14 protein-coding genes are annotated in these 13530 nt (G+C 47.6%); 4 read left to right on the top strand and 10 right to left on the bottom strand.

Annotated elements, in window-relative coordinates:
• Positions 1 to 173 precede the first annotated feature (173 nt).
• The 3 genes from pta to H6A28_RS07425 all read left to right on the top strand — a co-directional run bounded on the left by pta (position 174) and on the right by H6A28_RS07425 (position 3667).
• Positions 174 to 1184, top strand: coding sequence for a phosphate acetyltransferase (gene pta / locus H6A28_RS07435; protein WP_177865788.1), 1011 nt, complete (start codon positions 174 to 176; stop codon positions 1182 to 1184).
• Between the two features lie 93 nt (positions 1185 to 1277).
• Complete coding sequence (locus H6A28_RS07430; RefSeq protein ID WP_204473676.1) at positions 1278 to 2477, top strand: acetate kinase; 1200 nt, start codon at positions 1278 to 1280, stop codon at positions 2475 to 2477.
• Positions 2478 to 2626: 149 nt separating this feature from the next.
• Entirely contained in the window at positions 2627 to 3667 is a 1041-nt protein-coding gene (locus H6A28_RS07425; RefSeq protein WP_204473674.1) for a sugar kinase, read from the top strand.
• A gap of 92 nt (positions 3668 to 3759) precedes the next feature.
• Here H6A28_RS07425 and H6A28_RS07420 read toward each other — a convergent pair whose 3' ends face one another.
• The 7 genes from H6A28_RS07420 to H6A28_RS07390 form a co-directional block, all read right to left on the bottom strand.
• Positions 3760 to 4527, bottom strand: a complete 768-nt coding sequence (locus H6A28_RS07420; protein ID WP_204473788.1) for a UDP-2,3-diacylglucosamine diphosphatase — start codon at positions 4525 to 4527, stop codon at positions 3760 to 3762.
• A 19-nt stretch (positions 4528 to 4546) separates the two neighbouring features.
• Entirely contained in the window at positions 4547 to 4867 is a 321-nt protein-coding gene (locus H6A28_RS07415) for a metal-sulfur cluster assembly factor (protein ID WP_204473672.1), read from the bottom strand.
• 80 nt (positions 4868 to 4947) lie between these two features.
• On the bottom strand, positions 4948 to 5637 hold the full coding sequence (gene radC / locus H6A28_RS07410; RefSeq protein ID WP_204473663.1) for a RadC family protein: 690 nt from the start codon (positions 5635 to 5637) through the stop codon (positions 4948 to 4950).
• 63 nt (positions 5638 to 5700) lie between these two features.
• The gene (locus H6A28_RS07405) at positions 5701 to 6696 is read right to left on the bottom strand and encodes a glycosyltransferase (protein ID WP_204479610.1); all 996 of its coding nucleotides are present in this window, start codon (positions 6694 to 6696) and stop codon (positions 5701 to 5703) included.
• A gap of 15 nt (positions 6697 to 6711) precedes the next feature.
• The gene (gene ispF, locus H6A28_RS07400) at positions 6712 to 7191 is read right to left on the bottom strand and encodes a 2-C-methyl-D-erythritol 2,4-cyclodiphosphate synthase (RefSeq protein WP_204479609.1); all 480 of its coding nucleotides are present in this window, start codon (positions 7189 to 7191) and stop codon (positions 6712 to 6714) included.
• A complete protein-coding gene (locus H6A28_RS07395; RefSeq protein WP_204473657.1) occupies positions 7188 to 7805 on the bottom strand; it encodes a fumarylacetoacetate hydrolase family protein in 618 nt (205 codons plus the stop codon). Before H6A28_RS07395 ends, ispF begins: the two co-directional genes overlap by 4 nt.
• 4 nt (positions 7806 to 7809) lie before the next feature.
• Positions 7810 to 8463, bottom strand: coding sequence for a redox-sensing transcriptional repressor Rex (locus H6A28_RS07390; RefSeq protein WP_204473655.1), 654 nt, complete (start codon positions 8461 to 8463; stop codon positions 7810 to 7812).
• 111 nt (positions 8464 to 8574) lie between these two features.
• On the opposite strand from H6A28_RS07390, the gene H6A28_RS07385 reads away from it, so the two are divergent.
• Positions 8575 to 8913, top strand: coding sequence for a translation initiation factor (locus tag H6A28_RS07385; protein ID WP_204479607.1), 339 nt, complete (start codon positions 8575 to 8577; stop codon positions 8911 to 8913).
• Between the two features lie 93 nt (positions 8914 to 9006).
• Here the strand turns inward: H6A28_RS07385 and H6A28_RS07380 are convergent, their stop codons facing one another.
• From H6A28_RS07380 to dnaE, 3 genes are read right to left on the bottom strand one after another with little or no spacing between them, the layout of a single operon-like run.
• Positions 9007 to 9342 carry a hypothetical protein gene (locus tag H6A28_RS07380; protein WP_022353363.1) on the bottom strand — a complete coding sequence of 112 codons (336 nt, stop codon included), beginning with the start codon at positions 9340 to 9342 and terminating at the stop codon, positions 9007 to 9009.
• A gap of 18 nt (positions 9343 to 9360) precedes the next feature.
• Entirely contained in the window at positions 9361 to 9678 is a 318-nt protein-coding gene (trxA, locus tag H6A28_RS07375; protein ID WP_177865766.1) for a thioredoxin, read from the bottom strand.
• 36 nt (positions 9679 to 9714) lie between these two features.
• The gene (gene dnaE / locus H6A28_RS07370) at positions 9715 to 13512 is read right to left on the bottom strand and encodes a DNA polymerase III subunit alpha (RefSeq protein ID WP_204479605.1); all 3798 of its coding nucleotides are present in this window, start codon (positions 13510 to 13512) and stop codon (positions 9715 to 9717) included.
• Between the last annotated feature and the right edge of the window lie 18 nt (positions 13513 to 13530).

The following is a 13530-nucleotide window of genomic DNA, read 5'->3' as shown; positions in this document are numbered from 1 at the left end:
AAAAACCTGTTTTTATTTTACTCCATAAGAAGAGTAAAGGTTTTTGCATACTTTAAAGCAAAAAAAAACGTCTTTTGCAAACTTGATATTACAAAAATAGCTATTTTTGCAACCGAATAAAGGAGAAATTCATTACCACACACAACAAGAATTTACCATTTAACATATAAATCATGGATTTAATCAGTGAAATCGTTGAACGCGCTAAAGCAAACAAACAGCGCATCGTGCTTCCGGAAGGAACAGAAGAACGTACTTTGAAGGCTGCCAATCAAGTATTGACAGATGGTGTAGCAGACTTGATTCTGTTGGGTAATCCCGATGAAATCATGGGACTGGCAAAGGAATGGGGTTTAGGTAACATTCACAAAGCTACCATCATCGATCCGGAAAACCATCCGAAGAAAGAAGAATACGCACAACTGCTTTGCGAACTTCGTAAGAAAAAAGGCATGACTATTGAAGAAGCCCGCAAACTGGTTTTGAATCCGCTTTATCTGGGCTGTCTGATTATCAAATCTGGCGACGCTGACGGACAGTTGGCAGGTGCCCGCAATACCACAGGCGATGTACTCCGTCCGGCATTACAGATTATCAAGACCGCTCCGGGCATCACTTGCGTTTCAGGTGCCATGCTGTTGCTGACACACGCTCCTGAATGTGGTGACAACGGTATCCTGGTAATGGGTGACGTAGCCGTAACTCCGGTTCCTGATGCCAACCAGCTGGCACAGATTGCCATCTGTACAGCTCGTACAGCTCAGTCTGTAGCAGGCCTCGACCCGCGTGTAGCCATGTTGAGCTTCTCAACCAAAGGTTCTGCTAAACATGAAGTAGTAGACAAAGTAGTAGAAGCTCTGAAGATTGCCAAAGAAATGGATCCGACCCTGAAGATTGACGGTGAACTGCAGGCTGATGCCGCACTGGTTCCGAAGGTAGGTGCCAGCAAAGCCCCGGGTTCAGAAATTGCCGGAAAAGCCAACGTATTGGTTGTTCCGTGTCTGGAAGTCGGAAACATCTCTTACAAACTGGTAGAACGTCTGGGACATGCTACTGCCGTAGGACCGATTCTGCAGGGTATTGCTCGTCCGGTCAACGACTTGTCACGCGGATGCAGTGTAGACGACGTATATAAGATGATTGCCATTACAGCCAACCAGGCCATCGCTGCTAAAGCTCAATAATCATCCGAATCTTATCCTTATACATAATGCCACTCCCTTTCTTACAGAGTGGCATTATGATTTTCATCATTCATAAAAATATATTCCAATTATATGAAAGTATTAGTACTCAACTGCGGTAGTTCTTCAATCAAGTACAAATTGTTTGAAATGACTACAAAAGAAGTCCTCGCTCAAGGAGGTATTGAAAAAATCGGTCTTCCAGGCTCTTTCCTGAAACTGACTTTGCCGAACGGCGAAAAGAAAATCCTCGAAAAGGACGTTCCGGAACACACTACTGGTGTACAGTTCATCTTTGATACCCTGACTAATCCTGAATATGGAGCCGTAAAGAATCTCCATGAAATCAAGGCTGTAGGTCACCGTGTATTGCACGGAGGAACTAAATTCAGCGCTTCTGTACTAATTGATGATGCTGTCATTGCAGCTGTAGAAGAATGCTGCGACCTGGGTCCTCTTCACAACCCGGCCAACCTGAAAGGTATCTATGCTGTACAGAAACTGTTGCCGGAAGTACCACAAGTAGCAGTATTCGATACTGCTTTCCACCAGACTATGCCAGACTATGCATACCTATATGCCATTCCTTACAGCTATTATGAAAAGTATGGTATCCGCCGCTACGGTTTCCACGGAACTTCTCACCGTTATGTATCCAAACGTGTATGTGAATTCCTGGGTATCCCGCAGGAAGGAAGCCGCATCATCACTTGCCACATCGGTAACGGTGGTTCCATCGCCGCTGTAAAAGACGGAAAATGTATCGATACCAGCATGGGATTGACTCCGCTGGAAGGCTTGATGATGGGAACACGTAGTGGAGATATCGACGGAGGTGCCATCACTTACATCATGAAGAAAGAAGGTCTGACTCCAGACGAAATGTCTACTCTGCTGAACAAGAAGAGCGGTGTGCTGGGTATGTTTGAAAAATCAAGCGACATGCGTGAACTGGAAGATGCCGTAGCAAGAGGCGAAGAACGCGCCATTCTGACTGAAAATATGTACTTCTACCGCATCACTAAATATATCGGTGCATATGCTGCTGCCATGGGAGGTGTTGACGTCATCCTGTTCACAGGTGGTGTAGGTGAAAACCAGGCTACTGCCCGTGCTGGTGTCTGCAAGACTCTGGGCTTCCTGGGTGTAGAAATCGACCCGGAAAGAAACAAAGTACGTGGAAAAGAAGCCATCATCTCTACCGACAATTCAAAAGTAAAAGTCGTAGTCATCCCAACCGACGAAGAACTGATGATTGCTACCGACACCATGAACATCCTGAACAACAAATAAGTCGCAGGAATCCTAAAAGAGTTAAAAGAGGATACCCCCTGACAGGAATTCACTATCTTTGCCGCGGAAACGAAGGCAAGGAAAAGGAAACCTGCAAGAGGTATCCTCTTCTTTTTTACTCCGTTCTGTTAAAACAAAAACATCCCACTATGAGCAAAAAGATTGTAACATTTGGAGAAATCATGCTCCGTCTCACCACTCCTGACAACTTGCGTATTCAACAAAGCCACGACTTCCTTGTCAACTATGGAGGAAGCGAAGCCAATGTAGCCATTTCCATCGCCAACTTCGGTGGAGAAGTGGAATACATCACACGCTTGCCGAACAACGCATTGGGAGAAACTTGTATTGCAGAACTCCGTTCACACAACATCGGTACGAAGCACATCCTTTTTGGCGGGCACCGTCTCGGTACCTATTATATGGAAAAAGCAGCAGCCATGCGTAACTCCAACGTCATCTATGACCGCGAACATTCCTCCTTCTCTGAACTGAAACCCGGTATGATTAACTGGCGGGAAATCTTCAAGGACGCCGCCATTTTCCACTGGTCAGGCATTGATGCCGCACTGACTCCTGGACTGGCTGACGTATGCAAGGAAGCCATCGACATTGCCAAAGAAATGGGACTGACCATCTCTTACGATATCAACTACCGCAAAAATCTGTGGAATTATGGAAAGACCGCTCAAGAAGTATTGCGCCCGTTAATGATCAGCAGCGACATTATGTTCGGAAGCGAAGGGGAATATGCCCTTGTGACTGGCATTCCGGCCCCAGGTTTCAAGGCTACCAAGAGCGGAGAGAAATACGATACAGCCGCTTATGAAAAGTTCTGCCAAGGCATCAGCCAGCAGATTCCGAACTGCAAGTATATCTACATCGCCCTGCGTAACGTGATGAGCTCCGAGCACCATACATTTGCCGGCGTGCTTTACGCCAACGGTGAAATGAAATACAGCCGTGTATTCGACATCGACAACGTCATCGATTGTGTAGGAGTAGGCGATGCCTTCTGTGGCGCTATGCTGTATGCACAGAATGCATTCGAAGACAACCAGAAACGCGTAGACTTCTCTACCGCCGCTTCCGTATTGAAGAATACCATTGCCGGCGACTACAATATGGTTAAGGTATCCGAAGTAGAAGGCTTGCTGGCCCGTCATGAAAGTGGTGAAGTAGCCCGATAATTCCGCCATATCGTTATACTAAAAATCAGGCGTTGATAAAAGCACCATTCATGCTTTTATCAACGCCTGATTTTTATAGTTTATACTCTCGATTATTCCACCGAGGTCTCTCCTTCCACGTACTGCTCCAAGAACATGTTTTCCCCGTCGAATACTGCATACGAGAACTCCGTAATCCAGTCTCCCAGAATCATCATCCGCGAAGTACGGCTCAACATCAAATCCAACATGATATGACGGTGTCCGTAAATGAAATAATTGATATCAGGATGACTTTTCAGGTATTCCTTTGAGAATAACACCAAGGGTTCTTCATCTTCACCCATGTATTCCGGTTCACGACCGTTTTCTCTTTTCAGACGGCTATGCTTGGCCCACTCCAATCCGAGTTCCACGCTCCACCGCGGATGCAGGGCCGAAAACAAGCGTTGCAAAGTCTTGCTGTGGAACATGGTTCGCAGCAATTTGAATTTCCGGTCGTTGTCCCCCAGTCCATCACCATGCCCTAAGAAAAACTCTTTCCCGTAAATCTCACACGTCAAGGGTTCCCGATGCAGAATCACGCCACATTCCTTTTCCAGATAGTCTCCGCACCAAATGTCATGGTTACCGATAAAAAAATGCACTTCCACTCCCATGTCCGTCAGTTCAGAAAGTTTGCCCAAGAAGCGAGTATAGCCTTTCGGAACCACCAGTTTGAATTCATACCAGAAGTCGAACATATCGCCTAACAGATACACTGCTGCTGCCTGATGCTTGATGCTGTCCAAGAAATTCACCAGTCGGCGTTCCTGCGTACGCCCATGTGCAATGGCTCTTGAGCCCAGGTGGGCATCCGAAAGGAAATATACATTTTTCATCGTATCCATACCCATTTATTTACATGAATCCCAGTTCCAGTTTTGCCTCTTCCGTCATCATGTCCTTGTCCCATTCCGGTTCAAAGACCAGATTAATCTGTGCAGATTTCACGCCTTCCACCGATTCCAGTTTCTGACGCACATCCTCCATGATAAAATCAGCTGCCGGACAATTGGGAGCTGTCAACGTCATATCCACCGTCAGCTCGCCGTCGTCCTGAAGGTCTATCTTATAAATCAAGCCTAAATCGTATACGTTTACCGGAATTTCCGGGTCGTACACTGTTTTCAGCATATCAATAATCTTTTCTTCAATTTTCAACTTCGTGTCGTTGTCCATAATCATTCAATCTTTATTCTTCGTTGCAAACATAGGCAAAAATCTCCATTTTTTCATCCTTACCTTGCAAAAAAACGAACTTACAGGCGTCCTTCATCTCCGTAACTATAGTACCCTCCGTCTGAAACCACCACATGATCCAACAAACGAATGTTCATGGTACGTCCTGCTTCCAACAACGCATGAGTCAAACGATCGTCATCCGAACTGGGACGGGTGTTTCCCGAGGGATGGTTGTGACAAAGAATCATAGAAGTAGCCCGTTTCAGAATAGCCTCCCGCAAGATACAACGGACATCCACCTGCGTAGAAGCCAGCCCTCCCTGACTGATTTTCACGGCATCTATCACCTTGGCAGCCTGGTTCAGCAACAATATCCAGCATTCTTCCACCGGCAAATCGCACATCAACGGATGAAAGAAAGCATACACATCCTGCGAACTGGTAATTCGTTTACGCTCGGAAGGCTCCTCTTCCCGCCGACGCTTGCCCAATTCAGAAGCTGCTAAAATCGTGACAGCTTTTGCCGGACCGATTCCCTTGTAACGACAAAGGTCGTCCACAGTATATTTTCCCAGCTCACTCAGCCGGTTATGGCAGTCGTCCAATACTTTCCGCATCAAGCCCACCGCAGTTTCCTCTGCATTGCCGGAGCCAATCAGGATGGCCAGCAGTTCGGCATTGCTTAAGGCTGCCGGTCCATGCTGCATCAATTTTTCCCGAGGCCGGTCTTCCTCCGCCCACTGGTTGATATTCAGTTTCTCGTTCATGGTGTACGTACCTTTTTAAAAGAGTAACTGACGGAACCACCGGCCAGGCCCAAAAGCCTATTCTTATTTATAGAACGTTTTCTCGAAAGCTGAGAAGGACTTTCCTCCGCACACGCAGCGTTTCCACCACGCCCGCAAAAAGCCGGAGCCGTAACCCGTCAACTGTATAAACGCCGCAAGGACAGACAGTCCACCAATTTTCACACTTTTATTGCGAAGAGAAGCATCTGTAAAAATAATGACCGCAAACAATGCCAACAGCAACAAGCTCCACGGACAGATAAAGGCCGCCAGCAAGACCAATACCACTCCTACCGTAAACACTGCCGGCAGCAAGTGTACCACTTTCAACGATTCCGGATATTTCTTGTACAAGTCGATGCGGGCAATACCGGAGTTATGCACCTGCTTGAAAAACTTCTTCAAGTCCGTACGGCGCTTGTGCCATACCCACGCTTCCGGAAACAGACGACAACGATATCCACCCTTGAAGATACGAATACTGAAGTCAATGTCCTCCCCAAAACGCATCTTTGAAAATCCACCCAACGCCTTGTACACGTCGGCACGGACTCCCATGTTGAAGCTACGGGGATAAAACTTATCCATTTTCTTCTTTCCTCCGCGGATTCCTCCCGTAGTAAAGAAAGAAGTCATGGCATAGTTGATGGCTTTTTGCACGTCGGTAAACGAATCGTGCGCACGGTCAGGTCCTCCAAATGCATCCGCCGGCTCCCGTTGTAGTTCGGCTTCTACCGCCGCCAGATACGTTTCAGGCAGAATACAGTCGGAATCCAAAATCAGCAGATACTCTCCTCGGCTTCGTTCCGCCGCATAGTTTCGGGTTTGTCCCGGTCCTGAATTGAGTTTCTCAAAATAATGCACATCCAGCTTTCCGACGTATTTTTCCACTACCTGCTTACACGGGATGGCAGAACCGTCTTCCACCACTACTACCTCAAAATCCTTATAGGTTTGTCCCGTCAGGCTCTGCAACAGTTCGTCCACCTCGTCCGGCCGGTTGTATACCGGTATGACTACTGAATATTTCGGATTCATTCTTTCTCCTCCTTCTCAATCTTTTTCAATTAACACCGTAGCATAGGCCGAAATTCCTTCTTCCCGTCCGGTAAAGCCCAGTTTCTCGGTCGTCGTTGCCTTGATGGAGACATCATCTGCATCCACGCCCATCACCTTGGCCAACACTTCCTGCATTTCTGGAATGCGGTTTTTCAGTTTCGGACGTTCGGCACACACCGTTGCATCGATGTTTCCCACCCGATAGCCTTTTCCGGCAATCAGTTCTACGGTTTTTGCCAGCAGAATCTTGCTGTCAATATTCTTGAATTCCGCCGAATTGTCAGGGAAATGATAGCCAATGTCACGCAGGGTGGCTGCTCCCAGCAGCGCATCACAGATGGCATGAATCAGCACGTCGGCATCAGAATGTCCCAACAAACCCAGTTCATGTTCCAAACGAATTCCACCCAGCCACAATTCACGTCCGGGCACCAGACGGTGCACATCGAATCCAAAGCCTACTCTAATCTTCATCGTATGTAAAAATCAAGAAGTTTTTCATTTTCCAAATATCCCTCCAGGTGATTGCCTATCTGTACGGGACCCACTCCCACCGGCGTACCCGTAAACAGCATATCCCCAATTTTCAACGTGCAGAAACGGCTGACGTAAGCAATAATCTGGTCTATGGTGAACAACATATCACCGGTATTCCCTTGCTGTACCGTCTTTCCGTCGATATCCAGATGGAAATTCACGTGCTGAATGTCGCCCACTTTCTCCACCGGTACCCAATCACCGATGGCTGCCGAATTGTCAAATCCTTTGCACAATTCCCAGGGTTTTCCTTCCGCACGGAACTTGCGCTGCAAATCGCGGGCTGTGAAATCAATGCCCACGGTCACTGCATCATAATAACGATGAGCAAAACGCTCGGAAATATTCTTTCCCAGGCGGCAGATGCGCACCACCATCTCCGTTTCATAATCTACCTGTTCACAAAAATCAGGGATAAAAAAAGGCTTGCTGTCTTTCAGCAAGGCAGAGTCCGGTTTCATAAAAATCACCGGTTCTTTTGGCAAGGCCTCCCCTGCATGCAATTCATGACAATGCAGGCTGTAGTTCATGCCTATAGCAATAATTTTCATGGAGTTATTTCTTTATAATTTCATTCAAACGATTGAACATCACGGCCAGATGCGCATACAGTGAAGTGTTCTGCACCACGATGGTTTCCGGCACACGGATACGGAACGGTGTAAAATTCCATACAGCCTTGATTCCTCCGGCCACCATCTTGTCCGTAATGTCCTGCGCAATGTTGATAGGAACAGTCAGTACCCCGATTCTCACCCCGTCCTTTGCCATCCGCTGCTCAAACTCATCGGTATGATAAATGGGAATTCCTTCGATGGTAGTACCCACCAGATTCGGGTTGATGTCGAATGCGCCCACAATCTTCAATCCGAAGTGCGACAGACCGGAGTCTCTCAGCAAGGCACCTCCCAGACTACCAACCCCGAACAGATAAGCCTTGTGCATGTTCGTAAACCCAAGGAAATCTTCCAGCACCTGAATCAGCAAGTCCACCTCATACCCCACTCGCGTACGTCCGGATATATCCACATACGAAAGATCTTTCGCTATCTGCGAAGCATCAATATTGATTTGTCTGGAAATTTGGGTAGACGACACATATTTTTCCCCTTTCTCTTTCATCAGCTTCGCATTCGAAAGATACCACGGGAGTCTGCGTAAAGTAGGCTCAGGAATCTTGTCCATAATTTTACGACTTCGTACAGCCATCCGGATTGTGCTCTATTTAATAATAATGCAAAATTAAACTATTTCTCGCAAACCTTAGACACGATTCCTGAAAAATGTCATACCTTTGAAGACGGATTAAATTAAATTCACATGAAAAAGAATGACTGGAAAGACCGCCTGAACATTGTATATTCTACGAACCCCGATTTCAACTATCACGTAGAAGAAGAGGAAGAAACAGAGACGCTTGATCCGAAACAGCAAAAGTTGAGAGTCAGCATCGAAAAGAAAGGACGAGGTGGAAAAACCGTCACTGTCGTATCCGGATTCATCGGTTCGGAAGAGGATTTAAAGGAACTTGGCAGAAAGCTCAAGACGAAATGCGGCGTGGGAGGTTCCGTAAAAGACGGGGAAATTCTCATTCAAGGAGAATTCAAGCCACGTATCATCGATTTGCTGAAAGCAGAAGGATACAGTCAGACCAAATAAAATACCCTACGCATCTTGTGCGAATAAAAACAAACTCCGGGGCTGCATCTCGCGACCCCGGAGTTTATTCTTTCAGGAATTCGGTATGTATTTTTACTCTACCTGTCCCAACTGGTTGCCATACTCCATTTCGCCTTGTACAACGAAGAAGATCGCATCCGGGTCAAACGGTCCCATACCATCCTTTGTAGACTCCTTGACGATGTAGTTCACAATCTCATCCTGGTCGATGTTGATATACCCTTCGTCGTCCGGCTGTGCATCCAGGCAACCGCTCGTGGTATAGTAATCCACAATCAAATCCAAGATGTAGTACAAGTCATCGTCCGAGAAAACCTCTTTCATGTCCTGAGGCAAATAGTTCTTGATGAACTCGATGGTTTTTTCATCGTCCTCGTCTTCCAACAAGAAGTCGTCTTCCATTCCCATAACTTATTTGATTTTGAGTTATTTCAACAAAGCCTCTACCTTTGCCTGCAAAGCAGCCTTGGTAGTAGCACCCACCTGCTTGTCAACCACTTTTCCATCTTTAATGAACAGCACGGTAGGAATGTTGCGGACACCGAACTGTGCAGGAAGATCTGCATTGTCGTCTACGTCGCACTTGCCGATATTTACTTTATCCTTATATTCCTCTGCCAGTTCTTCAATATATGGAGCGATTTGTTTACAAGGTCCACACCATGTAGCCCAAAAATCCAACACCACAGGTTTACCTTCTGCTACAATAGCTTCAAAATTGTCGTCTTTAATGTTCAATGCCATAATCGTTTATAGTTTTAAGTTCTACGCAAATATATACTAATTTATTTTATAGTCCAACAATGGCTGGTTTTTTAAATAATTCACCAGATTTTTCTGTACGGAAATCTTCATCGTGCGTGACATCAGGTTGACATACATCTGCCCGTCCTCATCACGCACCAGGAAGTGCAGCTCTGCATTTCCCGGACAATCCTTCACCAATGACGAAAATTCCATAATCATTTGGTCGTCAATAGCCGACAAAGGAGCTGTCACGGTCAATTTTTCGATGACCTTTTCCTTCACCTCCGGCAGCAGCTCGATAGAATTGACTTTCACTTCCCATTCTTCCTGCCGCCACTGCTTGGGCTGACACTTTCCTCTCATGAACAGGAACATACCTTCCATGAAGAAATTCTTCTTTTCCACCCACTCATTGCCAAAGAAGGCAAATTCCGCCGTACCCGAATAGTCCTCCACTTTCGCGATGCCGTAGGGTTTTCCGGTCTTGGTATACCCTTCGCGTACCCCCGTCACGATTCCTCCCATCACCAAATCATGGTTCTGCAACGGAGTCAGATCGGCCAAATCCGCCATGTGCACATTGCACACATTCTCCAGAATCACGGCAAACTCATCCAGCGGATGGGCCGACAAGTAGATACCCACTAAGTCACGCTCCTTGTTCAGGCGTTCCAAGTCGCTCCAAGCCGATGCCGGCACAATTTCCGGAGTAGCCACCTCTACCTCATGTTCTCCACCGAACAGGGAATTGGCAGCGGCAGCCTTGTCCAGCTGATATTTGTTACCGTAACGTACCAATACATCCGAGAAGGATTCATCCTTGGCATTTTTCACAAAGAAATCTTCCCGCTTGATACCCGAGAAACTGTCAAAGCCCCCGGCCAATGCCAGGTTTTCAATGTTCTTCCGGTTGCAGGCCGACAGATTGACCCGCTGCACGAAATCAAATATATTTTTGAATTCTCCGTTTTTCCGGCGTTCATCTAAGATGCTTTGTACAGCCGACTCTCCCACGCCTTTTATCGCTCCCAGTCCGAAGCGGATATCTCCATGGTAGTTAACAGAGAATTTCAGGTTACTTTCATTCACATCCGGCCCCAGCACTTTGATACCCATCGACTTACATTCGTCCATGAGTTTTGTGATTTCCGTGATGTTCGAAATGTTCCGGCTCATCGTGGCTGCCATGTATTCCGACGGATAGTTCGCTTTCAGGTACGCCGTCTGATAAGCCACCCATGAATAACAAGTAGCATGCGACTTGTTGAAGGCATACGACGCAAACTTTTCCCAGTCGGCCCAAATCTTTTCAAGCACCTTCGGGTCGTGGCCGTTCTTCTTTCCACCCTCAATGAATTTCGGCTTCATGTGGTCCAGCTTGTCACGCAGTTTCTTACCCATGGCCTTACGCAAGGCATCCGATTCGCCTCGGGTAAAGTCGGCCAGCAAACGCGACAGCAACATCACCTGCTCCTGATACACCGTAATGCCATACGTATCCTTCAGGTATTTCTCCATCACCGGAATATCATACTCAATCGGTTTCCGGCCATGCTTACGGTCGATAAAGTCCGGAATGTAATCCATCGGTCCCGGGCGATAGAGGGCATTCATGGCAATCAAGTCCTCGAACGTACTCGGCTGAAGCTCGCGCAGGTACTTCTGCATACCTGCCGATTCAAACTGGAACGTACCGATGGTGCGTCCTTCACTGTATAAGCGGTAAGTAGCCGGATCGTCAATCGGCACTTCGTCAATATTCAATACAATGCCCTTGCTCTGACGGATATTCTCAATGGCTTCCTTGATGATGGACAGCGTCTTCAGTCCCAGGAAGTCCATCTTGATCAATCCGGTATCTTCAATTACCGAACCTTCATACTGGGTTACCAGCATCTTCTCGCCGGTCTCCTTGTCGTCGGCTGTACTTACCGGTACCCAGTCGGTAATATCATCACGGCAGATAATCGTACCACAGGCATGCACGCCCGTATTGCGCACGTTACCTTCCAGCATCTTGGCATACTTGATAGTGTCACGCAAAATCGGATTCGGCGACACTTCTGCCTCCTGCAACTCCGGCACATACGCAATGGCATTCGGCAAATTCAGTTTCTTATCGGGAATCTTATCCGGAATCAGTTTACACAAGCGGTCGGACTCAGAAAGCGGGAGCTTCTGCACACGAGCCACATCCTTGATGGCCAGCTTCGTGGCCATGGTACCATACGTAATGATGTGAGCCACCTTCTCCTGTCCGTACTTTTCCGTCACCCAGTTCAACACGCGGCCTCGACCATCATCATCGAAGTCCACATCGATATCCGGCAAGGAGATACGGTCGGGATTCAAGAAACGTTCGAACAGCAAGTCATACTGAATCGGGTCAATCTGTGTGATACCCAGACAGTAGGCCACTGCCGAACCGGCCGCCGAACCACGTCCCGGCCCTACCGACACATCCAGTTGGTTACGCGCCGCATTGATGAAGTCCTGCACAATCAAGAAGTATCCCGGGAAACCCATGGTCTTCATGATATGCAGCTCAAACTTGATACGTTCCTGCACCTCTTCCGACAGGTTTTCGCCATAACGTCTTTTCGCGCCGTCGTAGGCCAGTTTTGCCAGATAATCTGCCTCCAGCTTGATACGATACAACTTCTCATATCCTCCCAGACGTTCAATCTTTGCCTTGGCCGCAGCCTCATCCATCACCACATTGCCGTTCTCGTCGCGGGTAAACTCATCAAACAAGTCTTTCTCCGTGAACTTCTTGCGGTATTCCTCTTCCGTACCAAACTCCTCCGGAATGGCAAAGGTCGGCATGATGGGTGCATGGTCAATGGAATAAAATTCCACCTTGTCGCACACCTCCACCGTATTGCTCAATGCTTCCGGCACATCGGCAAAAATCTCGTTCATCTCCTCCCGCGTCTTCATCCATTCCTGTTTGGTATAAAGCATACGGTTCGGGTCGTCCAAATCTTTTCCGGTACTCAGACAGATAAGCCGGTCGTGGGCTTCGGCATTTTCCTCGTCCACAAAGTGTACGTCGTTCGTACACACCAGCTTGATATTGTATTTCTTGGCATATTCAATCAGCTTTTCATTCACCACCTGTTGCATAGGATACACCTCGTGATTGGCACGGGGCACAGTGGCCTTATGGCGCTGCAACTCCAGGTAATAATCATCCCCAAACAGATTCTTGTACCAGCGGATTGCCTCTTCGGCCTCTTCAAACTGTCCGGCCGTGATGCGTCGGGGCACCTCCCCTCCCAAACAGGCTGAGCACACAATCAAGCCCTCGTGGTATTTTTCCAGTTCCGCACGGTCTGTACGCGGACGCATGTAGAATCCCTTGGTCCATGCCTTCGACACCAGCTTAATCAGGTTATGATAACCTTTCAGGTTCTTGGCCAGCACCACCAGGTGATATCCGCTCTGGTCGGGCTTTCCTTCCTTGTCCTCCAGCCGACGGCGCGCCACGTACATCTCACAACCGAAAATCGGTTTGAACAGTTTCTTTTTCGCTGCCTCCAGCTGTTCCTTGCAGGCCGCAATCTCCGCTTCAGGATTTTCCGATTCTTCCTTACCGCTTTCGAGGGCGGCAATTTTCTTCTTCAAATCCTTAATCTCCCCATTCGTCCCCCCGTTCTTCTTGTTGACATAGTTGAAGAACTCCTTGATACCGAACATATCTCCGTGGTCGGTCACTGCGATCCCTCGCATACCGTTGGCTATCGCCTTGTCTACCAGCCGGGGAATAGAAGCCTGTCCGTCAAGGATAGAATACTGCGTATGAACGTGCAAATGAACAAAATCCTGCATGAGTGTCAATGTTAAATG

It is taken from the genome of Bacteroides mediterraneensis (assembly GCF_016900355.1).
Taxonomy (GTDB): Bacteria; Bacteroidota; Bacteroidia; order Bacteroidales; family Bacteroidaceae; genus Phocaeicola.
This window is presented reverse-complemented; position numbering and strand designations above follow the sequence as displayed.

Coding starts and splice junctions, on each gene's coding strand:
- pta (WP_177865788.1), top strand. CDS start 174: ATGGATTTAATCAGTGAAATCGTTGAACGCGCTAAAGCAAACAAACAG.
- H6A28_RS07430 (WP_204473676.1), top strand. CDS start 1,278: ATGAAAGTATTAGTACTCAACTGCGGTAGTTCTTCAATCAAGTACAAA.
- H6A28_RS07425 (WP_204473674.1), top strand. CDS start 2,627: ATGAGCAAAAAGATTGTAACATTTGGAGAAATCATGCTCCGTCTCACC.
- H6A28_RS07420 (WP_204473788.1), bottom strand. CDS start 4,527: ATGAAAAATGTATATTTCCTTTCGGATGCCCACCTGGGCTCAAGAGCC.
- H6A28_RS07415 (WP_204473672.1), bottom strand. CDS start 4,867: ATGGACAACGACACGAAGTTGAAAATTGAAGAAAAGATTATTGATATG.
- radC (WP_204473663.1), bottom strand. CDS start 5,637: ATGAACGAGAAACTGAATATCAACCAGTGGGCGGAGGAAGACCGGCCT.
- H6A28_RS07405 (WP_204479610.1), bottom strand. CDS start 6,696: ATGAATCCGAAATATTCAGTAGTCATACCGGTATACAACCGGCCGGAC.
- ispF (WP_204479609.1), bottom strand. CDS start 7,191: ATGAAGATTAGAGTAGGCTTTGGATTCGATGTGCACCGTCTGGTGCCC.
- H6A28_RS07395 (WP_204473657.1), bottom strand. CDS start 7,805: ATGAAAATTATTGCTATAGGCATGAACTACAGCCTGCATTGTCATGAA.
- H6A28_RS07390 (WP_204473655.1), bottom strand. CDS start 8,463: ATGGCTGTACGAAGTCGTAAAATTATGGACAAGATTCCTGAGCCTACT.
- H6A28_RS07385 (WP_204479607.1), top strand. CDS start 8,575: ATGAAAAAGAATGACTGGAAAGACCGCCTGAACATTGTATATTCTACG.
- H6A28_RS07380 (WP_022353363.1), bottom strand. CDS start 9,342: ATGGGAATGGAAGACGACTTCTTGTTGGAAGACGAGGACGATGAAAAA.
- trxA (WP_177865766.1), bottom strand. CDS start 9,678: ATGGCATTGAACATTAAAGACGACAATTTTGAAGCTATTGTAGCAGAA.
- dnaE (WP_204479605.1), bottom strand. CDS start 13,512: ATGCAGGATTTTGTTCATTTGCACGTTCATACGCAGTATTCTATCCTT.